The organism is Bradyrhizobium sp. Mp27, assembly GCF_029953005.1.
Lineage (GTDB): Bacteria > Pseudomonadota > Alphaproteobacteria > Rhizobiales > Xanthobacteraceae > Bradyrhizobium > Bradyrhizobium barranii.
The window spans coordinates 22,496-47,445 of record NZ_JASAUS010000017.1; the positions used below are offsets into that span (position 1 = coordinate 22,496).

Genomic DNA, 24,950 nt, shown 5'->3' on the forward strand with positions numbered 1-24,950 from the left:
GGTTAGATGCTTGCCAAGGACATTCTTCGCATCGTTCTCTACGGAGTAGGGCTCAGCTCGCTCGGAGCGGTGATCTATCTCGCTGGTCCCTTCATCGCGTTCGGCGACTGGCGGCCGCTGGAGAACCACATCGTCCGGCAGATCGCTATTCTGCTGCTCACCACGGTCGTGGCAGGCGTCGTTGGCCTCAATCTGTTCAAGCGGCGCAAGGGTGCCAAGGAGATTGCCGATGGCATCGCTGGTGCGGACCAGCCTGTCAGCGATGAACCGGTGCTCAAGGAGCGCATGAAGGATGCGCTCGCGACGCTGAAGACCGCCAGCGGCAACAAGTCGGGCTATCTCTACGATCTGCCGTGGTACGTCATCATCGGTCCGCCCGGCGCCGGCAAAACCACGGCGCTGGTCAATTCCGGGCTCAAATTTCCGCTCGCGCGCGGGGCGACGCCCGCAGCGATCGCGGGGGTCGGCGGTACGCGCTACTGCGATTGGTGGTTTACCGAGGAGGCGGTGCTGATCGATACCGCCGGCCGCTACACGACCCAGGACTCCAACAGCAAGGCCGACAAGGACAGCTGGCTGGCGTTCCTGGACATCCTGAAGAAAAGCCGGTCGCGCCAGCCGATCAACGGCGTCCTTGTCGCCATCAGTATCGAAGATATCCTGACGCTGCCGAAGCAGGAACTCGCACTTCACGCCGATGCCATCAGGATGCGCCTGCTCGAGTTGCATCAGAGGCTCAAGGTCAGCTTCCCGGTCTACGCGCTATTTACCAAAGCCGATCTCGTTGCCGGCTTCACTGAGTATTTCGCCTATCTCGGCGAGGCCGGCCGCCGCCAGGTCTGGGGTGCCACGTTCCAGACCGCAGACAAGACCCAGAATCTGGTGGGGCAGATCCCGGTCGAGTTCGACCGTCTGCTGGAGCGCCTGAGCGAGGAGACGCTTGACCGTCTGCAGGACGAGCCGACGCCCCAGCACCGCGTGCAATTGTTCGGCTTTCCGGCACAGATGGCGCGGCTCAAGCCCCAGATCCACGACTTCCTCAACCAGATCTTCGAGCCGACGCGCTATCACGTGAACGCGAACCTGCGCGGTTTCTACTTCACCTCGGGTACGCAGCAGGGCACGCCGATCGACCAATTGATCGGGTCGCTGGCACGTACGTTCGGCGCTGAGGAGGTCGGTTCCGGATCCTATTCGGGCGCGGGCAAGAGCTTCTTCCTCGCCGACCTGATTTCCAAGGTCATCATCGGCGAGGCCGACTGGGTCTCGACCGACCGTGCCGCGGTGCGCCGCGCGCTGATCCTGAAAACCGCGGCCCTGTCATTGATCGGCCTGGTCTCGATCGGACTGATCGCAGCTTGGCTGATGAGCTACAAGCGGAACTCCGATTTGATCGAGCAAAGCCTGCAGGCAGATAGCGAGTATGCGGCCGCCGGCGCACCACTTATCAAGCAGACGCTGATTGCCGATCATGATCTCGACAAGGTGCTGCCGCTACTCTACCGGCTGCGCAACGCCCCGGCAGGCTACGGATCGCGCGGCGAGTCGGTGCCTCTGTCGGCTCGCTACGGGCTCAGTCAGCACGCCCGGCTGCTGTCGCCCTCGAAGGCGGCCTATCATACGGCGCTTGAGCGCATGTTCCGGCCGCGCCTGCTGTATCGCCTCGAGGAGCAGCTCAATGCGCGCATCAACGAACCTGCCTTCGTCTACGAGGCGCTCAAGGTCTATCTGATGGTCGGCGGCCTGCAGTCGCCGGACCGCGAGCTGATCCGCTCCTGGATGCAACGCGACTGGGCGGACAACCTCTATCCTGGTGCCACCAACGCGGAAGGGCGGCGTCTGCTCGACGAGAATCTGGTGGCAATGTTCGACCTCGAGACCGAGCAGCAGCCGCTGGTCGAACTCGACGGCCGGTTGATCAAGCAGGCCCAGAGCTCCTTGGCGCGCCTGAGCGTGTCGCAACGTGCCTACGAGTTTCTGAAATCGGAGGCTCGCGCATCGACCGCTGGCGACTGGATCGCTAGCCGCCATGGCGGACCCGACATGGGGGTCGTGTTCGAAACCACGACGGGGCAGCCTTTGGACGCCGTGCGGGTACCTGAGTTCTTCACGTATAACGGCTTCCATCAGAAGTTCGTCGCCCGGCTGTCCGGATTGTCTGAGCGAATGAAGCGGGAGCGATGGGTTTTGGGTGATGCCGGCCAACAGTCGGCCATCGACCAGCAGTACGACAATCTGGCCGGCGATCTGCTCAACATCTATTCCAACGATTTCGTGACGACCTGGCGAACGGCGCTCGGGAGCCTGCGCCTGAAGAAGCTGCTCGCCGACAAGCCGAAATACGAGGTGCTGCGGGCGCTTTCGGCGCCGACCTCGCCGATGCGGCAAATTCTGGAATCGGTGCGCGACGAGACGGTGCTGACCAAGGAACGGGCGAAGCCGGCGAACGCTTCGGCGCCAGCTGCCGCACCGGCGCCGGCACTCTTTACTAATGCCCAGGATGGACCGCCTGGCGCGACGATCGAGGCACAGTTCAAACCTTACCACGCGGCGCTCGAAGGCGAGAGCACCCGCCGGCCGATCGACTCGACCGTCGCGAACCTGAACGACATCGCGCAGAACCTGACGTTGATCATCGAGAATCCCCAACTGACAGCACAGGCCACGGCCGCGCTTCAGACCCAGGTCGCAGCGCTCCGCAACAATGCCTCGCGCATGCCGCCGCCATTCTCTGACATGCTGCGCGCAGCAGCCGCGGAGTTCGAAGGCAGCATCGCGGCCTCAACCGCCGGGCAAATCCTGCAAACGTTGCGCGATCAGGTCACGCCGGTCTGCCAACAGACTGTGACCAACCGCTACCCGTTTGTCCGCAGCAGCGGCCAGGAAGTCCCGCTGGCGGATTTTGCCAAATTGTTCAGTCCGAATGGCGTTATGGACAAGTTCTTCACCCAGTACCTGGCACCTTATGCCGACACGTCGCGGTCGGACTGGGCTTGGCGCAAGGAGAGCCCCGTTGGTCGGTCGTTCTCGCCCGACACGCTCAAACAATTCCAGAATGCGGCCTATATCCGGGATGCGTTCTTCCAGACGGGCGGCGGTGTGCCCGCCGTTTCTTTCGCGATCCGGCCTCCTGGGGCACCGGGGCCAGGCGTGACCGTTAAGACCGAGATCGGCGGCACCACGATTGCGAGCCCAACCATTCCCGGACCGGCCACGTCGTCCTTGTTCGGCGGTCCGCAACCGACGCCACCGCCACCGCCACAGAGCAACTCGCCAACGACCGTCCTATGGCCGGGCCCAGCGCCGCGAACGGCAATTTCAGTTAGTAACGACACCGGCGCGCCATCCGTGCTTGAGCGCATTGGTCCCTGGTCGTTATTTCGGATGCTGGAGGCGGGCTCGTTGGTTGTGAAAGCGGAAACGGCCAGCGCGACTTTCATCGTCGCGGGGCGCGAGCTCAACTATCAAATTTCGACAGGGTCGTTGCGCAACCCGCTGAACCTGTCAGTGCTGCGCGAGTTTCGTTGCCCGACCGGGATATGACCATGCGTTGCGGGCTATTCGGCAAGATCGGCGCCAAGCGCGATTTCATTGCGATCGCGACCCCGCGCAGCTTCCTTGAAGCCTGGGAGCCGTGGGTACAGGCCGCGCTGTCAGCAAGTCGCCACCAGCTTGGCCCAGGATGGCAGCAGGCCTTTCTGACCGCTCCGGTCTGGCGGTTTTGGCTCGGCGCCGCGATCTGCGGCACGACAGTGGCGGGTGCGATCATGCCCTCGCTCGACGGGGTGGGGCGATACTATCCCTTGACCCTGCATGCGGTGACCGGCGAGGCCGTCTCGCTGCCGCCGCCGAGCATTGATCCGCAGGACGAATGGTTCGGGCAAGTGGAAGCGTTCATGCTTTCGACCCTGGATCGGGCCGCAACCTTCGAGCAGATCTCCGATGCATTGGATCGGCTTGCGGTGCCACGACTGCAGGAGACCATCGCCGGCGATCCGCCGATCACGTCGCTGGGTACTGCGGCAATGGGAAGGGCTTCGGCGGTCGACGCCTTCGCGGGGGCGTTTGCGGCACTTTGCGCCGCCAACCCAGAGGTCTACGCCGCGGCTAGCTTCTGGTGGACCGCCGGAGGGGAAGGCTTTCCGCCAATGGCGCTGAGTTGCCGCGGATTACCAGATCCGTTTCACTACATCACGCTGCTGACCGGTGATCTCGGCCACGCGGCATCCGGGAATGGATGACACGCGATGGTACATATTCCATCCTTGTTCGATGTTGGTAGCGTCACCCATGCCGGACGGGTGCGGGAGCGGAACGAGGATTCATGTTTGGTACGAACCGACGTTGGCCTTTGGGCGGTCGCCGACGGTATGGGTGGTCACGAGGCCGGCGATCTCGCCAGTCGCATTGTCGTGCAGTCGCTTGACGCGATCGGCACGCCAGAATCGGCCGCAGACCTGCTGGCGGAATGTGAGGAACGGCTGTTCAGCGCAAACCAGCAGATACTGGCGCTAAGTCATGAACGACAGGGTGCCACCGTCGGGACTACAGCGGCGGTTCTGCTCGTTCGCGATAGCTACTATGCCTGCATATGGGCGGGTGACAGCCGGGTCTACCTGATCAGTCGTGGCGCAATTAGCCAAGTGTCGCATGATCACAGCGAACTGGAGGAACTGATCGCCGAAGGTGCACTGTCGCGCGAAGACGTGAATGATTGGCCGAGTAATGCCATTACTCGTGCCGTCGGTGTCGCCGATGATCCGGAATTTGAGGTGGTGACAGGCCCGGCCGAGCCGGAGGATATCTTCGTGATCTGCAGCGATGGCCTGACCCGGCACGTGCAGGACGACGAGATCCTGCAGCACGCGGCTACGCGACGCGCCCAGGCGGCTTGCGATGACATGCTCGCGCTGGCTCTTGATCGTGGCGGGCTTGACAACGTGACGATTGTGATCGTGCGACTGCTGACGCCACGATCTCAGGAGGCGACAAGATCTCCGCTCAATCGGGAGCCGCAACCATGACCCCGAACGATCCGTTCCGATCGTCCTATCACGGCGTGCCGCCCGGCACGCGTCTCAACGGCATTTACGAGATCGAAGCGGTGATCGGCGCGGGCGGCATGGGTGAGGTCTACAAATGCCGTGAGATCCAGACTGGATCGCCTGTTGCGGTGAAAATGCTGCTGCCCGACATGGTTGACAACGAGGCGGCGCTCGCGCTGTTCCGTCGAGAGGCCGCGGCACTCCACAATCTTCCGCATGACGCGATCGTTCGCTACTTCCTGTTTACCGTGGAGCCGGTGCTGCAGCGACCTTATCTCGCGATGGAATTCGTGAATGGCCGCTCGCTCTCGAACATGCTCGATGATGGGCCGTTGACCTTCGAGGCGCTGATCAAGCTGATGCAGCGCGTCGCATCGGGACTGGAGGCCGCCCATGAGCACGGCATCATCCATCGTGACGTTTCTCCGGACAACATCATCGTTCCGCTCGACGACGTCAGGCGGGCCAAGATCATCGACTTCGGCATCGCCCGGTCGACCCAGATGGGTGACAAGACCATCATCGGCTCGGGCTTCGCCGGCAAGGACAATTACGCATCGCCGGAACAGGTTGGGTTGTACGGCAATGACGTGACTGCGAAATCCGATGTCTACAGCTTCGGTCTTGTGCTGTTCCATGCGCTGACCGGACAGAAGCTCGACATGGGCGGCAGCCAGTTTCAACTGGTGGAGAAGCGCCGGCGTGTGCCCGATCTCGGTGCGGTTGATATGCGAATCCGGCCTTTGCTGGAGCGGATGCTGCAGCCTGATCCGGCATTGCGCCCGACCATGGGGGAGGTCGCCAGCTGGACGCCAACCGGTTCGGCCCAGACACCGGCCGCGCCGTTATATGGCTTCGATCCGCTACGGCAGTCGGAAAGCGCGGTGCCGGCGTCGCAGGACAGGATGCCGTCGACCGCGCGGAGCGCGCGCGGCCTCTGGCTGGGGGCGGGCGTGGCGGCATTGTTGCTGCTGGTCGGCGGTGGTGGATATGCCTTCTACAAGCTGGTCTGGTCAGCGCCCGGCACCGCGGTCTTGCCGCCACCTCCGAAACTCGCTGGAACAATCGTGCCGCCGAAGGTCGAGCCCGCTGGACCACAGTCCGGACGCCAGGAGACAGAGAAGTTGTCCGCGCAGCCGACGGCAACGCCGTCTCCGGCACTCGATGGGCCGGGGCGAGCTGAGCGCATCCGCAAATACGTGGCCCAATATTCTGGCGGTGACTGCTTCTTTGTCTTGCCGATTGCTGTGAGCCCAAATGCGGCTGTCATCGAAGGGTTCGGTGCCTCGACCGCCCCATTCGACACCTTCGACAAAGCGTTTCGGCGTGAGCAGGGTTTCGAAGCTTCGGTCGGCGTCAGGCAAGTGACCCAAGCGCAATGCCCAGCCGTCAAGTTCTTGAGTCAGGTCGGGAGCGATCAGGCGCGAATGCCACGCATCACCCTGTCAGCGACAGAGCTGAAGGGCGGTGAAACCCTCAATGGGACCATTGAGAACTTTGCCAACCGCGTGGTGGAGCTGCTCATGGTGTCGGATCGCGGCGAAGTCCAGAGCCTCTCTTACCTTCTGAAACCGGGCATCGACTCACTTTCGTTTACGCTCCCGACAGCGCGCGCGAGCGGTCCGCAATTGCTGTTGGTCGTGGCGGTTCCGCAGGTTCTGGACTCATTGCGCCAGCCGCGACCGATGGCTGCAGACACGTTCTTTCTGCAGGCGCTAAGCGAGGCTCAGCGCAACAAGGTGACCGTCATCGCGGCCGCGCGCTACGTGCTGCTCACCAATTGACCGGCACGCTCAGAATGTTCCGATCACCAGGATTTTCAGGTCGGCGTCCGGCTTGAAGTCGCTTGCCGTATATTCAAGCATGTTTCCAGTAGCAGACGATGCCTTTAGCCGCCCAGGACAGAAGCTCACCAAACGGTCGCTGCCGCCTGGGTCGATAGTCAGTTTGAATGAGCGGATCGGCCCGGCCCAATTCGCGCCGGTCTTGAGCACATACGATATGCGCCGCTCCTGCAGCTTTGCGCTGTTGGTCTGGTTACTGCCCGCGCGCTTGTCGAGTTCGGCGAGGAACGTATCCTGGACGCAGTACTCTTTCCGGTAACGCGCGACTTCCTGAGCGAGGGCGCCGCTGCGGCGCAGGCTCGAGCGCAGGATGGTGTCGGGGCTGGAGCCGACGCTCGGCCGGTACTGGTGTTCGACCAAGACGGTGCGCATGGGCGGAAACACCTGCTGGCGCACAGCCGAGGTCTTGATAACCCAACCCGGCGCATACTGCTGCCGACCGTTGTCGCTCATTCCGGCAGGTATCAGAAGTCCGTCGTCCACGAGCCGGGCCCGGGTCGCCTCGGGCAGGTCGTTCACCCGGATCTCGCGGCTACCAATCGGCAGCAGCGGCAACTTGAGTTCGCGGAGCAGGGCACTGACATCCTTGTTGCCGACCAGGGCGCGCTGATCGACGGTCAGCGGCGCCGGGCTGCCATCGACCTTGGTCTCGAAGTCGACGAAGTTGATCGGATCATTTGACGGCAGTGCGATGTTCTCAGCCTCCGACAGGTCGATGTCGGGCAGCGGAAAGGCAACGGTAAGCGTGACCGGCTTGGCGGTGACGTTGGCGAATTGGTAGCGAACGCTAATCTTGTCGAGTGCGATACGAAGGTTCTCGCTCTCCATGGCCACGTCATTGGTGCGTACGAACTGGAGCCCGCCGATCGACAATTCCGCAGCCGAGTCGTTGGCGCGTGCCGGCCAGCCCGTCGCAGCCAGCAGCGCGACCATGAAGGCCCGTATCCAGAACGATGGCCGGGGGGAGAGTCCGTTCGGCAAGCTAGTCTCGATGCGGCGTCGCAGCATATGCTGGTTCCATCCGATGCGGGTCAATCGATCGGCTGATAAAGATCGCCCCACTCGGACTTCCAGACTCGCACACTACGAGCGCGAGCTTTACGTCGTTTGCCAGCCGGATCGCGCCGCGAAAAGCATCCTGAGCCGGCAACCGCGCGCTGACCTGGTCGGTGGTCAGCCGTCCCCCGCTCGCGGCGGCCGGCAGCACGATCGATCCGGAGATACCGTCATTGTCGCGTTTCAGGACAAGCGTGATCGCGTCGGGCTGGACTTCGCTCACCTGCTCAAATCTATTCCGGGCCATGTTTTGCACCGCAAGCTGAAGACATTCGGACTATCACCGTCCAGTGATAGATTGAACGTGATTGAGATTGCTCACCACTAATTGACGCGCCGCATCAACGGCATCTCGGATTAGTCGATCCGACGCGGCGATCGGTTCGGGGTACACTGAGGCGAACATGCTTCGTCCAAATCATTGGATCTGGGTCTTCATCGTCGGCGCTGGCATTCTTGGAACCAAGGCGTACGCCGACGATACTGTCGTACGCAGCTTTGCGGGCGGTTCGGCTGCTGCCATGGTCGGCATCGTCCCGGCCAGCGAGGACGTGGAACTCGCGGGACCGCAAGCACTCAGCGCCGACGGGCAGGGCAACCTGTTTGTGCTCGATCAGATCAACGGTCGCATCCTCCAATTTGATCCGAAACAGCCGAGCTCAGATCCTGACGTTCTCAACATGCCGAAAGACGTCCAGCCGACGGATCTCGTCGTCCACAATGACGACATCATGGTTTGGGACGGCGGCGTACGGACGCTGAAGGCGGCGCCGGGGCAATCCACGCGCGGCCTCGGTGGTGATGTGATCCAGCTTGAAGAGGTCTCGAGCCGGGGCGCGGACGACCAGGTCGCCGTCTCGGCTTTTGCCCAGATGGGATCACAGGCGCCAGGCAGCGCGACCGACTTGCTCGACCAGAACACCCGCGCGGCCATCATCAAGACGACGCGGCAGCCCGACCGGCAATATGTTGCTTCTCGAAGCAAGGGCTCGGTGATCGCCGACATCATTCCGGACAAGGGTCATGCCAGCGTACGGGTCGAAATCCAGACCATGGTCACCAACGAGACGATCGGCCAGCTCGGCCTGCGGGTGCGCAACCAGCTCGGCACGGTAGAGTTTCTCGAGATTGACAACAGTGACCGCTTCTACGTGCTGGCCGAGGACGTTCCGCCATCGGGAAAGAATGCCTCTACGTTCGTCGCACGCTATGCCGCGAACGGGCGTCTCGAAGGAATCTATGAGCTTCCTTTGGAAAACACGTCGCTGACCCGGCGGTTCGTAACGGTTTCGGGCGATGGCGATGTCTATTTCCTGCGGACCAAACCGAACGGTATTGAAGTGGTCGGCGTGGGCTTCAGGCCTCTGACCAACGCTTCGATTATCGACGTGCGGCCGTCGCGAACGGCAGCCGCGCCGGCACCGCAATCCGGCGTCAAATTTGACGCGTCGGCCGCCGTGAGACCGTCCAACCGCCAGCAGGCGATCGAGACAGCGTTTGCGTTCGAGGGCATCCAGTGGAGGCTGACGCAGGCTAATTACGGCAACGATCCCGACAGCCAATGCAGCGGCTTCAGCCGTGTTCGTCGGCCCTGGTATCTGCAGGGAAAGGTGAACCAGGAGGTCCGCGGCGTACCCTATTGCTGGGGCTGCCACGGTTCGCTCGCGAACTTCCGGCAGCGGATCGAGAGTGGAACGCTGGCTGGCAATGTGTGCACTCGCAATGCGCCACGGCCGGATGTGGCTGGCGTCGATTGTTCGGCCTTCGTCAGCGCCGCGTGGGGGCTCTCCGTCCACTACACGACTGCCGCTATCCCCGCGATCGCTGCCCCCGTGACAAATCCCTGGGACCTGAGGCCCGGCGATGCGCTGAACAAGCCGGGGTCGCACGTGATGTTGTTCCTGCGGTTCACGCCTGATCGCAAGGCCGAGGTGATGGAATCCTCGACCGGCGGCTGCAACGGCCGCGTCTGTCGCAACGTCTACCCTTTGGCAAGCCTGCTCTCGCGCGGCTACGTTCCGGTCCGCTTTCGAGCCTTCGCGGACGATCAGACGGCAGTTTCAGCGAGCGCCTATCAGGAAACCGAACAATCGCCGGCGGGCCGCAAAACGGCAAGCAAAAGGCGCTGAACCCGGTGTGTCGCCAGAGCTACAAAATGGGTAGGCATGATGTCGAGGTGGATCACGATGCGGATGCCCAGAGGATTTGATTGCGGGATCAGGCGGCTATGCGCCACCATCGGGCTCGCTGCGTTGATCGGACTGATAACCCCTCACGCATATGCGGCAGGAGGACTGTCGATCAGCAATCCGGACGGGGCGGCGGTGCGCGCGCTCGTGATCGGGATCGATGACTATCAGCACGTGCGGAAATTGAAGGGCGCGGTCGCCGACGCCACTGACATCGTGACCAGCTTGAAAAGCATGGGGGTTGGCGACGTCGTCGTACTGACGAACGCCCAGGCCGACAGGGCAAGCGTCCTGCGCGAGATCAGTGCACTGGTGGAGCGGACCAAGAACAACGACCTCATCTTTCTGTCGATCGCCGGTCATGGCACCCAGGAGCCGGAGCGCGTCAAGGGCTCGGAGCCGGACGGAATGGAAAACGTGTTCCTGCTGCCAGGCTTTGGAACCACGCCAACCGGATCCGTTGAACGTGTTCTGGGCAGTGAGTTCAACCATTTCATCCGGCAGTTCGAGCTGCGCGGGGCGAGGGTGATCTTCGTGGCTGATACCTGCCACGGCGGTGGTATGGTGCGCGATATCGATCCGCGTGCCGCTGAGATGAGCTTCCGGCAGGTCCCGCGTTACACGTTGCTGGTCGACGAACTGAAGCCGGTGTCGGACAGCAACGATCCGAAGTCAGAACTCGATCTTGACCACACGGCGTTCCTGGCTGCGGTGGACCGCTACACCAAGGCGCCGGAAGTCCGCATCCCTGGCATCGATGGCCTGCGCGGGGCTCTCAGCTATGCGGTCGCGCGGGCGGTGGAGGGGAGCGCGGACATCAATCACGATGGGAAGGTGACGCTCAAGGAGCTTTTCGGCAATGTTCGGCAGGTGGTCTATCAGCTCTCGGACCAGCGCCAGAACATCGTGACCATATCATCGCCGCCTCAGACGCCGGATACCGACGTCGCCTTCGAATTGACGCGCGGTGTCGTGCTGATTCAGGGGCCGGCCGCGAGAGCGGCCTCTGGTGCGGCCGGATCCGGGGCCATCGAGGGACAGGCGCCCGCGCCGCCGGCTGTCACGGCCAAGGCACCAACCATTCCGACCCTTGCCGCGGCGGCGACCAAGGAACTTCCGGCCGGCGACGCGCCGCTCCGCCTCGCTACGCCAATCCGGCTGGCGGCGCTCGACGGCAAGACGAGCTATTTTGCAAGCGTGAAGCCAAAAGATGTTCCCGTGCAGGCGGTTCAACCGACGGACAATCCCGACCTGATCTGGGATCCCGTGTCGCACGATGTGATCGCGTGGGGCGACGTGGTCGCCTACGGGATCGACGTTGCAAACCTGCCGACTGTCGTCGACCGGACAGCGGCAATTCGTGAACTGAAACGCATTGCGACCCGGTCGCCGCAGATCATGCGCATCTGGCCAGACGATCGCCAACAGCGTGCTGGCCAGACCGTCGAAGTTGATCTGTCTGATGTGGCGTCAAGGGCGGTGCTGCTGTTCAATGTGTCTGGCGATGGCACCATCCAGTTGTTGTATCCGGTGGGTTCTGATGCGGCGCTGGCCCGATCGGCGAGTTTGCGCCTACCGCTTAGGGTCGGCGAGCCGTTCGGTGCGGAACAGATCGTTGCGGTGACCTCGCAGCAACGCATGGTAGATCTTGAGACAGCCCTGATGCAGTTCAACCGGCGTCGCGCCTCGGGGCAAGTGATCAAGAGTCTCGAGCGTTACTTGCCCACAGACGCGCGAATCGCCTCGATCGGCTTCTTCAGTGCCCCCTGACTCTTAGGGGAGCAGGCCATGCCGTCATCGCAGCCGATCCGCCAGGCGCGACCATGGCTCGTATTCCTGCTGCTACTGGCGGGTAGCGGGGCTGCGCCCGCAGCACCATTGCCGACGGCGTCGTTGCATGTCGGCACGACGTACGCACGGTGGCTTTGGCCTGTACAAGCGGTGCGCGGGCAGACCAATGCCGCGAGTGTGTCCCTTCAGATCCTGCCGAGCCAGACCGTCAACGTCGGCGGAAAGGTCTCGTTCGGCGTCACCGCCAGGAGGACTGGATATCTCATTTTGGTCGACGTCGACGCGGAAGGACGGATGTCCCAGATCTTTCCGACCCCTGAGCTATTGGCGCAGTCGAACGAACGCGACATCAATCTCGTCAAGCCGGGTGTCGAATTTGTTGTTCCCGCCCCGGCGGCGCGACAGCGTGGTTTTGAATATGTCGTCGCACCGCCGGCGGGGTCCGCAGTGATGATCGCCATCCTCAGCGAGCGACGCGTGCAATTGCTCGATTTGCCGGACATGCCCCGCAAGCTGGAAGGTCAGGCCGACGCGTTGAGCTATCTATCGGCCTGGACCAGCGAGCTGCGCGTGCCGGACAACAGCAGCGGAAAGCTGGTGACGAACAACTGGTCGTTCGACGTCAAATCTTATTCCATCAAGTGAGTCCTGTGAAGCTTGGGTCATAGCTTGCTCAGTCGGCTGAAGAAGCCACCCCCGGGCGATCATGTAATGAATGTCCTTTGGAAAGGGAAAAGCGCTGCGAACGTTGGAAATTGCGTGCTGGAGGAATTCCCCGCGCTGCGGCGCTGGCTTATGCCGCGGCTGGTCCGCGACCTGCGGGATCATGAAGCGATCCACGAAAGCCGGGTCAAGATCGTTGACCCTGACCATCTGGCCAAATGCCGGGAATAGATCGTAATGACCCAAGCTTACGCGGAGGTTCTTGAGGGCAGGGCGCTGAGGCTGAGTTTGATTGCCATCGGCCGTCGCCAACCCACGCCCGATCAGGTCCAGCTTCACCGATTGCGGCAGAGTTGATGGACCATACACGATCTCGAGCGCCCGGCCGCTCTGTCCGGACAGCCATTGATACCAGAAGGTCGCATCATCGGGCCGCGCATTGGCACCGTAGAGGCAGTCAAATCCCCAACAGGCCGTCAGCTTGCCCTGATACTTTCCAAGGCTCCCGACGAGATTGCGCATGCCGTTACCGCCGCCGGAGTGGCATGCGATGATGAGCTTGCCGATCTGGAGCTGAGGAATCGACGTCGAGGAGAGACCCAGGAACCTGGCAAGAGCTCCAAGGATCTCCTCGATATAGCGTTCGCCCCAGTTCGCGGTTGCCAGGTCAGACACGCTGTAGTTTCCGGCAAAGGTGTCGCCAACGGCATATTCGTAGCCTAGGAACGGCGCGATGAGCACTACGTCCTTGCCGGAATCCCGGACCTGTTCACGCAGCCGCGCTGGATCGCTGTGGAAGAGGAATTCATGGTTTTTGACATAGAAGCCGTGAAGCCAGATCACGACATCGAACTTGGTGGCAGATGTTGGGTGCTTGGGCGGAAGATAAACCGCCGTCGGCTTCATGCCGGGGGCCTGCCGCTTCGTGAAGAGCGTCACCCCGGGAAAGGCGTTGGCGTCCTTTTGCTCAAGCTCACACGCAACCACGCAGGTCGCTCCGCTTCGGCCAATCCAGGCACGGACCTGGATGACCCAGTGTTAAGCTCTGCCGCCCGTCACACCTTCTCGACACCAAGATCCGCGCGGCCTCCTGGCCTTCCATGACGCCGTGGCAGCCTTGCGCGTTGCTAGTTGCAGGACTCGACATTACCCACGTTGCCCCCGGGGCCGCCGCCGCCACGGTATTCGAGGTGGCAGCCGCTTCTAACCTGACGGCACAGAGATTGATCGCAAACGACCTGACCACCGCCGCCGCCGGACCTCGCAGTTGCTTGTCGCCGCGGAACGTCGGCTGCCGGCGCCGGCCTCTCGCGCGCCGAACGATCCGCACGTGACGGACGCTCGTCCGTGTTGCGCTTTGCCACCGGTTTCTTCCCGCGTCGCTTCTCGCATTCATTGTCGTCGTTGAGGAACGAACCCTCGGCACAGGTGATCTTGCTGCACTGGTCACCGTCAACCTTGTAGCCATGATCACAGATCAGGGGACAGACCCGGGATGGCTTGAGCTTGATTGCGTCAAGCGCGTCGAGACTTGCGAGCTTGGCGTCGAATTTGGTTCCCGCGTGCTGGTTGAAGAGAGCCAACGAGCGCTGTGAGGCCGCATTCCATTGGCCATTGACGGCGCCGGTGAAGCAGCCGACGCGGCTCAATTCGCCTTGCAAGGACTTGGTGATATCTACGGATTTGGCGATATCGGCCTTTGCGATATCGGTCGGGCGCGGCTCGTCGCTCAGCGCGGCAAGCTTGGGCGTCTTGCTGTCCTCAGCGGGCGCAGCGGCCGCAGGGTTATCCGCGACGGTACTCTCAGCAGCCGGCTTGTTCCCGGAGAGTGCAGCGACGATTGTAGATTCGGACGCAATACGTTTCCGTTCCGCCTCGGCGGCCTGCTCCTGCGCCGCTTGCTTCGTCTTCTCGGCCGCAATCCGGGCCTCTTCCGCAGCCTTCAGATCCGCGGCCGCTTTCTCCTGGTCGGCACGCTGGGCGCCCTGGGACATCAGGCGAGCTCGCTGCTGCTCGGCCTCCTGCGCTTTCGCCGTGGCCGCGACGCGTGCGTCCTCGGCATCGAGCTGATTGAGCTGCAGCTTGGCGAGGTTTGAGTAGTATCCGTCAGGATGTTGGGTCAGGAACGCGTTCAGAGCAGGCTTGTTGCGGAGCTGCAAGGCCAATTCGTAATCACGTCGAATTTCCGACTGGGGGTTGGCCGCCTGTACCGGCTCCTCAGCCTTGGTAGCCGGAACAAGCGCAACGTCTTCGCCGCCGAGCGAGCCGTAGACATAGGGCTCCTGTCGGTTGCCCGTGGCTTGCAAGACATCGTCGCGGACGAAGCCGAAGGCCCTTCGCAAGTCGAGCCCCGGCTTTGCGATGTACTTCACGAGAGCCGTCGCGTACGGACTATTCTGGCTGTTGCCATCGAGTGCGGTTAGTCCCGCTTTCGCGGCAAACGCGATCAGCGTGTTGGAGACGGTGGGCTCGACCCTAGCCAGCCCGCGGCTGATCGATCGCGAGGCAACTGTACGTTTCATCGAATCGGCAAACGGATTGTTGCGGCACGCGTCGACGATTACCACGCGTAGTTGCCTCGCAGGCTCAATCGCCAGCAGGACGCGGTCGAGCGAGAATGCTTCGTCGTAGATGTCCGTGTCACGTTCGAGTCTGGCGTCGGTTGGGATCAGATAGTTTGTCCCGTCGATCTCGATACCGTGGCCAGCATAGTACACCAGGGCTATGTCGGCATTGCGGGCCTGATCGGCGAATTCTCTCAAGGCCCGCCGCATATCGGTCGCGGCGAGGTTAAGTCTTGAGTCAACCACATCGAAACCCGCTCCCTTCAAGGTTGCGGTGATAGCCGCAGCATCGTTGGCCGGGTTTGGGAGCAGAGGGGCGTTTTGATAGTTGGAATTGCCGACCACCAAAGCCACGCGCTTTGTCGCCCAGGCTGGCTGACAGGCCAGGAACAGCGAAGCGGCGAGAAGAAGCAAAACTCGAAGGTGCCTGTACACTCTCATGGCGAACACCCAAACCTATGCCCGTAGAATGGTGACGTCGCGAAGATGGCCGCATAAGGAAATAACTTTTGAATTCGTACGCTATTGGCGGCTGCCTATCTGCATACAGTACCAATCTCGAGCCCGATCCATTCCTATGTGTTGTTGCGAAATGCGGACGCGTTCAAAAGGCATGGAAGATATTGCGCCGGGCGTTGTGCGCCGATTCATGTGGATGATAGGCGCCCGCCAGTGCTTTGCTGAGGGCGTGATCGCAATATAAGATATTGATATAAAACGGTTATTTTTTTTGGGGCTGCTCGTGGCCGCGCGGCACAAGGCCTCTGGCGTGGTTTCAAACTCGAGTTCCGCTGAGCCGCACATCGAGGAGACGTGAAGCGCGGTGTCAGGCGTGCGGATCAATCGCCTTGGTCGAGAGCTCCGGCCCGGCCTGATGAGCTCGCCGCCCGGGTCTCGCGGGGATCAGACCTGCAGGGATTAGAAAAGGCGTTGCCGCGGCATAGACGTCATATTCAGGGAAGGCCAGTCTTAGAATCCGCTCTTCGTTGATCATTCGTCGGCACTGAATCATCGCAACCAAGATGGCGATAAGCACGGCAAGTGGTGAAAGGACCTGAAGTGTGACGCCGACTAACGCAATCCCCTCACATAGGTAGAGGGGATGCCGGACGACTCGATAAGGCCCTTCCGTCACAAGGCGCCTCGCCTCCGGTAGAATGCTGAAGGATTTACCCAACCAGCGGAGTACCACGATAGAAAGCGAGATCCCCACCAGGATCAACGTCGTGGACAGAGCCGACCAGATCGGGCCGAGCTCAGCCTTCGGAAGAAAAGCAAGTGCGGCGGTCGGAAATGCGCCCAGCAGGGCCGAGACCCGCATCTCAACGCCCTTCGACTTCATTGTCGGGACCAGCCGGGTCATGGTTGTCAGTGCAACGAGTCCAAGGAACAGGACGTTGGCAATACTGGCTGCGATCATCAGCAAGTTATCCACGCTGCCCAACGGAAGGCGATGGATGCTGGCGGCGCCAATGAGAGCAGACCCGCCATAGACGATCACGATGGCCACCCTGGAGGTCCAGTCCAGCCAGGGATTGACGCCGCCGGCGATCCGGTTCCTGGCTGTCCCCTCCTGGCCGACCTTCGCGTCAGTCACAGCAGTGATCTCGCTCGCTCAAAATCCACCTCACTAAACGCCAGGCCTCTGGAGAGGTCAATTGGCCGGCCCCATCTCCGAGCGCGGCCACACCAGCCGGTCCCGTGCGGTTCCACATTCCGCGGACCTTCCGGATCGTCGAGTTGTCATTGAACCGAACCCGTCGTGGCGACACGAATGAGAAAGCGCATAATTAAACAGTAGTACTGCCATGGGTTTGCACGGATTCGTGAATTTGCGCCGAATCTTGTTCGTTCTTCCTGTGCTGCTGCTCTTCTTCTGTCAGCCGGCATGGGCGGGGAATCGCGTCGCACTTGTCATTGGCAATTCTGCCTACAAAAACGCGGCGCCACTTTCGAATCCCGTCAATGACGCTGCGATTGTCGAGGCGACACTAACGAACGCAGGTTTTGACGTTGTGCAAACCCGCCGGGATCTTCAGGCGATTGAGATGCGGCGAACGCTGCGCGATTTTGCCGATCAGGCTCGCGACGCGGATGTGGCCGTCATCTACTACGCCGGTCATGGTATGGAGATCGAAGGTACGAACTACCTGATCCCGGTCGACGCCACCCTCGAGCGCGATACGGATGTGTACGATGAGGCGTTTTCGCTCGATCGCGTCATGCTGGCTATTGAACCGGCAAGGCAGCTGCGACTTGTGATCCTCGACGCTTGCCGCAACAATCCTTTCTCCGAAAAGATGAAACGGACGGTCGGCTCGCGGTCAATCAGCCGGGGCCTCGCCCGAATTGAGCCGGCGACGGCGAATACTCTGGTTGCCTTCGCCGCCAAGGCTGGCTCGACAGCGTCGGACGGCAACAGCAAGAACAGTCCCTACGCTGCCGCATTGGTCAAATATATCGGGACTCCGGGTCTGGATCTGCGCAGAGTGTTCGGTTTCGTTCGCGACGACGTCATGAAAGCGACGGGCAATCGGCAGGAGCCCTATGTTTACGGCACGCTTGGCGGCGACGACGTGCCGCTGGTGCCCGCCAAGGAAACAGCCAAGGGGCCAACCAGGGAACCAGCCGGAGAACCAGCCAAGGAGGCCGCGAAGGAGGCCGCGAAGGAAGCTGCCCCATCGCCAACGCTGCGATCCGAAATACGGCGCGACTACGAGCTCGCGTTGCAGGTTGGCAACAAGGATGCACTGAACTTCTTCATCGTCCAGTATCCGGATGGTTACTACGCAAGTCTCGCAAAGCTTCAGCTCGCCAAAATCGATGCGGAGGAGAAGCGTGTTGCTGCGGCCGAAAAGGCGCGTCAGGCCGAGCAGGAGCAGGCGCGGCTCCTCAACGAGGGCGCACAACAGATGCAACTTGCCAAGGCTGCGTCGGATCTGAAGGCAGCGCAGGAAGCTCGGGCCGTCGCCGAGGCCGCCAAGGAAACCGCGCAGCATCAGGCTGCTCAAGCCGAACAAAGGCGTGTCGCGGCTGAAACGGCAGCTGCCGCGAAGAACGCTGCACCATCAGCAACAGGGCAGCCGCAAGAGGCGAAGGCAAACACGGACACAAAAGTGGCCGCGCTCCCCAATCCACAGGCTCCCGTGCCGCCACCTTCGCCGGCCGAGCTGGCAAAATCGGTGCAAACAGAATTGCGCCGGGTCGGCTGCCTCACGGGATCGGCCAGTGGGGAGTGGGATGCGGCGTCGCGGCGCTCGCTTGAGCTGTTCAATCAAAGCGCCGGCACCAAGTTCGATACCAAGACCGCGAGCGCCGATGCGCTCGATGCGATCAAGCTCAAGCCGGCGCGGGTTTGTCCTTTGATTTGCGGATCCGGCCTCAAGCGCGACGGCGATCGCTGTGTCAAGATTACCTGCGCTGCGGGCTACTTTCTGAATGGCGACGATGAATGCGAGAAGCGCAAGGTCCGTCAGGCCCCGTCCGCGAGACTTGAACGAAGGGAGAGGGAGGCTGCTCCTGCAAGACCCGCAAGACCCGAGGCCAGCGCAAGCAACAAGCCGGAAGGCGGCGGAATGCCATTCATGTTCTTCCTGCCCTGAAGATTTCAGCCGATATCGTGTAGCGCCGTGTTTAAGCATGCCGTTCGAGTCTGCATCGGCCATTCTGAACGTAAGCCCGGCCCTAGTCTTTCCTTGCGGAGACTTCCGGGTCTTCGCGACACATTTTCCAGGTGGATTGGCCGACCCGCGCACCAGGGTGACATGCTCGTCAGACCCGATTCACGTTCAGTCGACGAGGTGGATGAAACGTGGCTCGTTAGTCGCCGTTGTGGGTAACAAGGGCCAAACAAACCGCTCACGCGATTGCTGCCGCGAAAGCGCATAGGAACGCGAAGTGCGCATATGTGATTGCCCTCTGGCCGGCAGCTGTTGCCGTAGCTGAGGACCGGACAGCGTCTTTCCGGCTGTGACCATCTTCGAAAGACGGCGCAGGGAGATACGATCGTAATTTCGGACTTCGGAGAAGCTGATGCCCATTCCGCTGAGGATCTACATCACGCCATTTGCCGACAGGGGGGTCGTTGAGCCCGGGCAATGGAGCAGCGACACGGCAAAGAAGGCGCTCGATGTGGTCAATACGATCTGGTCAAAGGCCAAGATCGCGTTCGTGATCAGCGATTGCTTGATGGAGAAGCCGCTCGACATGGCAAAGAGCGCGCGCAGCAATGATCAGCGATTGCTGGGTGTTCTTGCCTCTCGGCACGATCCGGACAATGCCATCCACATCTACCTCGTCAATTCGATTGAAAATCTATCCGCCGGCGGAAGCTCATACCCCAATAGCGAACCCGAGCCGGCAAGCTTCGTCCAGTGGTATGGCAATGACCACGCCAACGGACGCGCCTGGGCTCACGAGCTTGGCCATCTGATGAGCCTCGATCACGTCGAGATCGACTATTCCAATGAGAAGCAGGCGGCGCAACGCGTCAAGAACCTCATGACGAAAGGATTGAGCGCCGGCTCCGACTTGACTGGCCAGCAGATCGATGCAGCCAAGGGCTCAAAGCTGGTCAAGCGATTTGGCGGATAAGTCGTCGGCCGACCGCCGAAGTTGCCGTCGTCCTGCAGATCGCGCGTCCGAAGCGAGGGAACGTCCTCCTCGCGTGGCGATCTCCGCCGAATTCAGAAAAACGACTACATTGTGGCAATCGGCGCGGCCATTCGGCACGGGTCCGGAGCCCGATCTAATCCGCCCATCCAGGCATCGGCCTGACAACGGCGCGCGCTTAATGGGCGCTTAATGCTTTTGCGCAACAGATAGATCACCAGCGCGGAATTAGTCCTAGTTACGAATGCGAGCCGAGCTCCCAAGGAGGGGAATCGGATGGGACTGCTTTTTGTCGGAGTGCTGGCGGGAGTCCTGATCGGCTTTGGCTGGTTCGCGCCTTCCCGAGGGTATTTCCTCGGGTGCGCGTCACGACCCTGTTTCGCTGTCGCCCAACCCGCGCAGCCAATGCCGACGGCGTTGGCGCAAGAGCCTGCGGCTGTCAAATCGAATTCTGCAACGCCGGCAAGGTCCGGCAAAAAGCCATCTCCGAAGAAACGCGGATCGACCGACCTTGCCAAAGCGGCGTCCCCACAGACCGGGATAAGCGTCCCGGCATCCGAACGGCCCGCGGAAATGTCGGAGCCCGCTCTGGACAAGGCGAAGGTTGCGATTGCGACGCAGATGGGGCGGCCGGAAACGGTCGAACTCAGCGACGTGAAGCGCGCAATGCGAAAGAACATGTTTGGACGCCCCGTCGATACGATTTGCGGCCGCGTGAAAGGAAGAAGCGCGTCAGGCGGCGAGACTGGCGAGAGGCCGTTTCTGTATCTCGTGAAGGAGGATGAAGCATATGTCGTCGACGGCAAGTCAGGGTCGGCGGCGTCAACGGCGTATCGAAATATCTGCAATTAGGGATGCGTCGACTGCGCCACCGCGCGGTAGACGCCCAGATGATTTGAGCGGAAAGAATTTCCTCCCAGGTGCCAAGTGATCCCGCAGTGGATACGGCACTAATGCGGCACTGCGCCGCTCTCGTGATGATGCATTCAGGATGAATGCAGCAGCAGGGGAGACGCAATACGGAATGGGAATATCGCGGAAGTTCTTTTCATCTCGAGGACATCATGCACGACATAACCAACACTTCAAAACGGCTCAATGAATCGCTTCACTTGCCGGTTCTGGTGATCATCGAGCCGCTCCTGTTGCCTCGGACATGCATTCTGCACGTCCTCAGGCGGGAGTTGGACGAGCTTGAGATCCTTGACATGGCAACGGTCCACGGCCTGGACTGCACGTCAGCCCGCGATGTTCGTCTGGTGCTGCTGAGTATCGCGGACAAGCCCATCGGCGATCCCTCGGTTGAGGACGATCTTGCCTTCGTTGCGGAGTGTTGTCCCAACGCCGCCACTGTGGTCCTGTCAAACCATGACGACGAGCCGGCCGTGCAGGCCGCGATGCAGCGGGGCGTGCGCGGCTTTCTTTCCACCTCGCTACCGATCGAGATCGCCATAGCTGGCCTGCGCCTTGTTCTTGTCGGCGGCGCCTACAGGCCGTTGCCCGTGGCCGGGATGAACAGGATACCGGATTTCGAGCCGCCGGATGCGCGCGGGCTCGCGCCCGCATATCTGATGAACGAGGGAGCCAGAGTGGCTATCGACAGGAGCGTGACCGATCTCACGCCTCGTGAGCAACAGGTTCTGGCGGAACTGGAGCTCGGCCTGCCCAACAAGCTGATCGCCGCCAAATTGGGCCTCTCGGAAAGCACGGTCAAAATGCACATTCAGCATATCATGAGAAAATGTGCCGCGCACAATCGCACGGAAGCCGTGCTCCGCTGGCGCGGCCGGTTGCCCGCGCCGAGTCGCGATCACGACCCCGGCGCGGCTCTCATGCCGGAGACCTGAAGCATGATCCGGACCCGGAAAGCGCGATGAAGATTCATCCCGATCTCACCGCGATTCAGTCCTCTCTGAATGCACCACGGAAGCTGTCGAGCAGGGGCCTGAGCGCGTAGAGCGCCACGGTGCCGCGTCCCGTCGTGATGAACACCTGAACCGGCATGCCGGGGACGATCTGGATGTCGTTCGCGACGATCTGCCCGTCGTCGATCCGGATCCTGGTCGCGTAGTATGGCTGGTCGGTGCGCTTGTCGAGCAGCCGGTCTGCGGATACGTGCACGACGGTTCCCTTCAGGCGAGGTACGCGACGCTGATTGTACGGTACGAGTTGAACCTCGGCATTGAGGCCGGGATGAACCACATCGATGTCCTCGGGCCTCAGGCGCGCGGTCACGATGAGACGGTCTTGCCGGGGCACCAGGTCCATGAGCGGAGCGCCCGCTCCGATGACGCCGCCGGCCGTATGAATCCGCAGATCGGTTATCACGCCGTCCTCGGGCGCCTTGATCTCCGTTCGCGATAGCTGATCCCTGGCCGCAAGCAACCGCTCGCGGAGCTGGAATATCTGGTTCTGTGCTTCACGAAGCGACTGTGCGATCTCGTTCTGCCTCTCGCTCTCGAGCTTGAACAAGGTGGCCTGCTGTTCACTGATGACCTGCCCGGCGCGGGCAATCTGCGCGGCGATCTCGCCGCGGCGGCCCTCAACGTCGGCCAGCTCCCGCTGCAGGTTCAGAAGCCGCGGCCGCCGTTCGAGTCCCTTGTTGACGAGGGTCGCGACCATATCCAGTTCCTCCCGAACGATGTCGACCCGTTGCCCGGTGGCGGTTTCCTGAGCCTTGAGACCTTCGATCTCCTTCTCGACCTGACGCCTTCGTTCGCGAATGACCGCAAGCTGCGACTCGTGAACCTGGAGGCGTGCCTGGAAAATGAATTGCTGCGCCGACACCGCGGCGGCCGCCACCTCGCTCTGCCTGCTGTCCTGTTCCAGCGCGTCCGGGATTGCGATCCTCTCGAATCTCTGCTGCTCGGCTTGAAGCCGTGCGGCACGAGCAGCGGCATCCCAGAATTGGCCTTGGAGGCTTTGCATCTCCGAGCCGGCCCGGGTGTCGTCCAGCTCGATCAGCGTTTGGCCGCTGCGCACGAGATCGCCATCCGAAACCAGGATCTTCCTGATGATACCGCCTTCCAGATGCTGGATCGTCTTGCGGCTCGATTCCGATTCCACAACACCGGACGCGATCGCGGCGCTCTCGAGCGGCGCGAGGCTCGCCCATGTCCCAAGCCCCAGCATGAAGCAGAGCACCAGCAGATTGCCCGCGACGGTGATACCGCGAAGCCTTCCGCGCGGAGAGGTCGGCGTCGGCGTCGAACACCATGGAAATTCCAGAGGCTCGAAATCGTCGATTGCGGTCACCACGACGCCAGATCGCCGGGCGGGCAGGGGGCTCGCCGGCGCTCGCATGAGCTGGTCCCAGACCATGGGAAGTCTCGAGACGGCGGGAAGCTTCCAGATGGTGAGAGAGTTCCAGATCATGGCGCAATCTGCGAAGTAACCTGGGGTCGGCTCAGGTGCCGTTCAAAGATGTCCTCGCTGTCGCCGAACGCGGCGACCGCACCGCCCTCCATGATGGCAATCTTGTCCGTGGCGGCGAGGAGACCCATCCGGTGGGTGACGACGACAAGGATGACGCCTGCGAGCTTCATGCGCTCGATGGCATCCAGGAGCATTCGCTCGCCCCCGTAGTCGAGGCTGGCGTTGGGTTCGTCGAGAACGACGAGGCGCGGATTGCCGAAAAAGGCGCGGGCAAGACCGAGGCGCTGCCGATACCCGCGCGAGAAGGTTGCTTCACTCTGAACCACCGTGTCGTAACCCAGCGGCAGGCCCATGATCGCCCCATGGATACCGACGAGCTTGGCCGCTTCGATGACCTTCCGCCGGTCGGCATCTTCAAGGCGTGCGATGATGTCGTTGATCGTGTCGCCGAGCAGGTTGATGTCCTGGGGGAGATATCCGAGGCGGTCGCCGCTTCGGCCCTCGCGAAGCAGCGAGACGTCGGTATTGTCGAGGAGGACATGGCCATGCGTTGGCATCGACAGCCCGGCGATCACCTGGCCGAGCAAGGACTTGCCTGACCCGGACGGACCGATGATGCCAAGGCATTCTCCGGGCATGAGGCTGAACGAGACACCGTTCAGGAGAAGACGGTTGGTCCCCGCAAGCCTCACGTCAACATTGTCGACGACGAGGCCGCTTCGCGCCTGCGGCGGAGAAACCTCCGCGTTCTGCTGCCGGGTGACGGGGAATGTGGCGAGAAGTGCGCCGAGCCGCTGACAGGCGCTCATGGCCGTCACGAGTGATTTCCAGCCTGCGACCGCGCTTTCGACCGGCGCGAGCGCCCGGCCAAACATCAGCGTGGCAGCAAAGATGATTGCCGGACTCTTCCCGTGATCGAGGACGAGCCATGCGGCAGCCCCCATGATCAGGACCTGCGACAGCGCGCGAACCGGCTTGGCGGCCAGTGACACGATCTCGCCTCGCCGGAGCGCCACATCGTGCTCTCTGCGGGCGTGCTGCGCGTCACGGTGGATCATGCGCGCAGCGCTATCGAGCATTCCCATGGCGCGGATCATGTGGATGTTGCTCGCTGCAGTCTGGAGGCGGCCGCAGCTTCTGGACAGCGCGGCGCCGGATCTGAGCAGAACGTCTTCCGTCACCAGCTCACCGGCAACCGTGAGCGCGAACAGGAAGGCGACGCAGCAGGCGCCCACCACGCCAAGCAGGGGATGGATCAGAAAGAGGACAAGGAGGAACAAGGGCGCCCAGAGCGCGTCGAACAGCATCGGACATGCGCCGGACTCGACGAACTGGCGCAGCACGGTGAGATCCCGATACGCGCCCGACGCTTGCGTCCAATCGCTGCGAAGCGCCGATTCGAGGCCGACCGAAAGCACGCAAGGACGAAGGCGATCGTCGAGCCAGGCGCCAAGGCGTCCAAGGACGGCGCGCCGCAATGCATCGAACACGCCGCCGACGACCACCGTGATCGCGACAATGAGCGTGAGCAGGAGCAACGTGTCGCCGCTCCGGCTCGACAACACCCGGTCGTAGATCTGAAGAAGATAGATGGAGGGCGCAAACAGAAGCAGGTTGTAGCTGCAGCTATACGCGAATACGAGACCGAGCGGTCCCGCGCAGGACCGGAGGGCCGCGTGCAGTGGCGTCCCGATCTGCGGCAGGATAGGCAATCGAATGGGCGGCATCAGCATGATCGTCACCGCCTGAAATCGAGGTCCGGCGCACTTGACCGATGGCCAACGCAATCCGGCAACGGCATCGTTAGATCAT

Annotated in this window: 18 protein-coding genes; 12 read left to right on the forward strand and 6 right to left on the reverse strand. The window is 61.9% G+C overall.

Features of this window, described 5'->3' with window-relative positions:
* Positions 1–6 precede the first annotated feature (6 nt).
* The 4 genes from tssM to QJT78_RS12485 are packed head-to-tail and all read left to right on the forward strand — an operon-like array spanning position 7 to position 6,829.
* Positions 7–3,543, forward strand: a complete 3,537-nt coding sequence (gene tssM / locus QJT78_RS12470) for a type VI secretion system membrane subunit TssM (protein WP_028150772.1) — start codon at positions 7–9, stop codon at positions 3,541–3,543.
* A complete protein-coding gene (gene tagF, locus QJT78_RS12475; RefSeq protein ID WP_028150773.1) occupies positions 3,540–4,241 on the forward strand; it encodes a type VI secretion system-associated protein TagF in 702 nt (233 codons plus the stop codon). The genes tssM and tagF overlap by 4 nt, the downstream gene beginning before the upstream one ends.
* Positions 4,242–4,247: 6 nt before the next feature.
* Positions 4,248–5,024, forward strand: coding sequence for a protein phosphatase 2C domain-containing protein (locus QJT78_RS12480; RefSeq protein ID WP_014493500.1), 777 nt, complete (start codon positions 4,248–4,250; stop codon positions 5,022–5,024).
* Positions 5,021–6,829: a serine/threonine-protein kinase gene (locus tag QJT78_RS12485; RefSeq protein ID WP_038942266.1), complete on the forward strand. Its 1,809-nt coding sequence runs from the start codon at positions 5,021–5,023 to the stop codon at positions 6,827–6,829. The genes QJT78_RS12480 and QJT78_RS12485 overlap by 4 nt, the downstream gene beginning before the upstream one ends.
* Positions 6,830–6,838: 9 nt before the next feature.
* Here QJT78_RS12485 and QJT78_RS12490 read toward each other — a convergent pair whose 3' ends face one another.
* Positions 6,839–7,822 (reverse strand): DUF4424 domain-containing protein, encoded by a 984-nt coding sequence (locus QJT78_RS12490; protein WP_028150775.1) that lies wholly within the window; start codon positions 7,820–7,822, stop codon positions 6,839–6,841.
* On the opposite strand from QJT78_RS12490, the gene QJT78_RS12495 reads away from it, so the two are divergent.
* From QJT78_RS12495 to QJT78_RS12510, 4 genes are all read left to right on the forward strand, one after another.
* Positions 7,821–8,273: a hypothetical protein gene (locus tag QJT78_RS12495; protein ID WP_281460241.1), complete on the forward strand. Its 453-nt coding sequence runs from the start codon at positions 7,821–7,823 to the stop codon at positions 8,271–8,273. The two genes, QJT78_RS12490 and QJT78_RS12495, sit on opposite strands and share 2 nt — an antisense overlap.
* Positions 8,274–8,349: 76 nt before the next feature.
* Positions 8,350–10,074 (forward strand): hypothetical protein, encoded by a 1,725-nt coding sequence (locus QJT78_RS12500; RefSeq protein ID WP_028150777.1) that lies wholly within the window; start codon positions 8,350–8,352, stop codon positions 10,072–10,074.
* A 57-nt stretch (positions 10,075–10,131) separates the two neighbouring features.
* On the forward strand, positions 10,132–11,904 hold the full coding sequence (locus QJT78_RS12505) for a caspase family protein (protein WP_049807447.1): 1,773 nt from the start codon (positions 10,132–10,134) through the stop codon (positions 11,902–11,904).
* Between the two features lie 123 nt (positions 11,905–12,027).
* On the forward strand, positions 12,028–12,570 hold the full coding sequence (locus QJT78_RS12510) for a DUF4384 domain-containing protein (RefSeq protein WP_244433262.1): 543 nt from the start codon (positions 12,028–12,030) through the stop codon (positions 12,568–12,570).
* Here the strand turns inward: QJT78_RS12510 and QJT78_RS12515 are convergent.
* From QJT78_RS12515 to QJT78_RS12525, 3 genes are all read right to left on the reverse strand, one after another.
* The gene (locus tag QJT78_RS12515; protein ID WP_281460242.1) at positions 12,469–13,575 is read right to left on the reverse strand and encodes a hypothetical protein; all 1,107 of its coding nucleotides are present in this window, start codon (positions 13,573–13,575) and stop codon (positions 12,469–12,471) included. The genes QJT78_RS12510 and QJT78_RS12515 overlap by 102 nt on opposite strands.
* A 140-nt stretch (positions 13,576–13,715) precedes the next feature.
* Positions 13,716–15,593 carry a caspase family protein gene (locus QJT78_RS12520; protein WP_028150781.1) on the reverse strand — a complete coding sequence of 626 codons (1,878 nt, stop codon included), beginning with the start codon at positions 15,591–15,593 and terminating at the stop codon, positions 13,716–13,718.
* Positions 15,594–15,978: 385 nt separating this feature from the next.
* The gene (locus QJT78_RS12525) at positions 15,979–16,749 is read right to left on the reverse strand and encodes an isoprenylcysteine carboxylmethyltransferase family protein (RefSeq protein ID WP_028150782.1); all 771 of its coding nucleotides are present in this window, start codon (positions 16,747–16,749) and stop codon (positions 15,979–15,981) included.
* 211 nt (positions 16,750–16,960) lie between these two features.
* On the opposite strand from QJT78_RS12525, the gene QJT78_RS12530 reads away from it, so the two are divergent.
* From QJT78_RS12530 to QJT78_RS12545, 4 genes are all read left to right on the forward strand, one after another.
* Complete coding sequence (locus QJT78_RS12530) at positions 16,961–18,754, forward strand: caspase family protein (RefSeq protein ID WP_212481024.1); 1,794 nt, start codon at positions 16,961–16,963, stop codon at positions 18,752–18,754.
* Between the two features lie 430 nt (positions 18,755–19,184).
* Positions 19,185–19,745, forward strand: a complete 561-nt coding sequence (locus QJT78_RS12535; RefSeq protein ID WP_028150783.1) for a hypothetical protein — start codon at positions 19,185–19,187, stop codon at positions 19,743–19,745.
* A 294-nt stretch (positions 19,746–20,039) separates the two neighbouring features.
* Positions 20,040–20,615: a hypothetical protein gene (locus tag QJT78_RS12540; protein WP_240537495.1), complete on the forward strand. Its 576-nt coding sequence runs from the start codon at positions 20,040–20,042 to the stop codon at positions 20,613–20,615.
* 143 nt (positions 20,616–20,758) lie between these two features.
* Positions 20,759–21,610 (forward strand): response regulator transcription factor, encoded by an 852-nt coding sequence (locus tag QJT78_RS12545; RefSeq protein ID WP_028150785.1) that lies wholly within the window; start codon positions 20,759–20,761, stop codon positions 21,608–21,610.
* Between the two features lie 55 nt (positions 21,611–21,665).
* On the opposite strand, the gene QJT78_RS12550 is transcribed toward QJT78_RS12545, so the two are convergent.
* Both QJT78_RS12550 and QJT78_RS12555 read right to left on the reverse strand, forming a co-directional pair.
* Complete coding sequence (locus tag QJT78_RS12550) at positions 21,666–23,138, reverse strand: HlyD family type I secretion periplasmic adaptor subunit (protein WP_028150786.1); 1,473 nt, start codon at positions 23,136–23,138, stop codon at positions 21,666–21,668.
* Positions 23,135–24,871 carry an ATP-binding cassette domain-containing protein gene (locus QJT78_RS12555; RefSeq protein WP_049807444.1) on the reverse strand — a complete coding sequence of 579 codons (1,737 nt, stop codon included), beginning with the start codon at positions 24,869–24,871 and terminating at the stop codon, positions 23,135–23,137. Before QJT78_RS12555 ends, QJT78_RS12550 begins: the two co-directional genes overlap by 4 nt.
* Positions 24,872–24,950 lie beyond the last annotated feature (79 nt).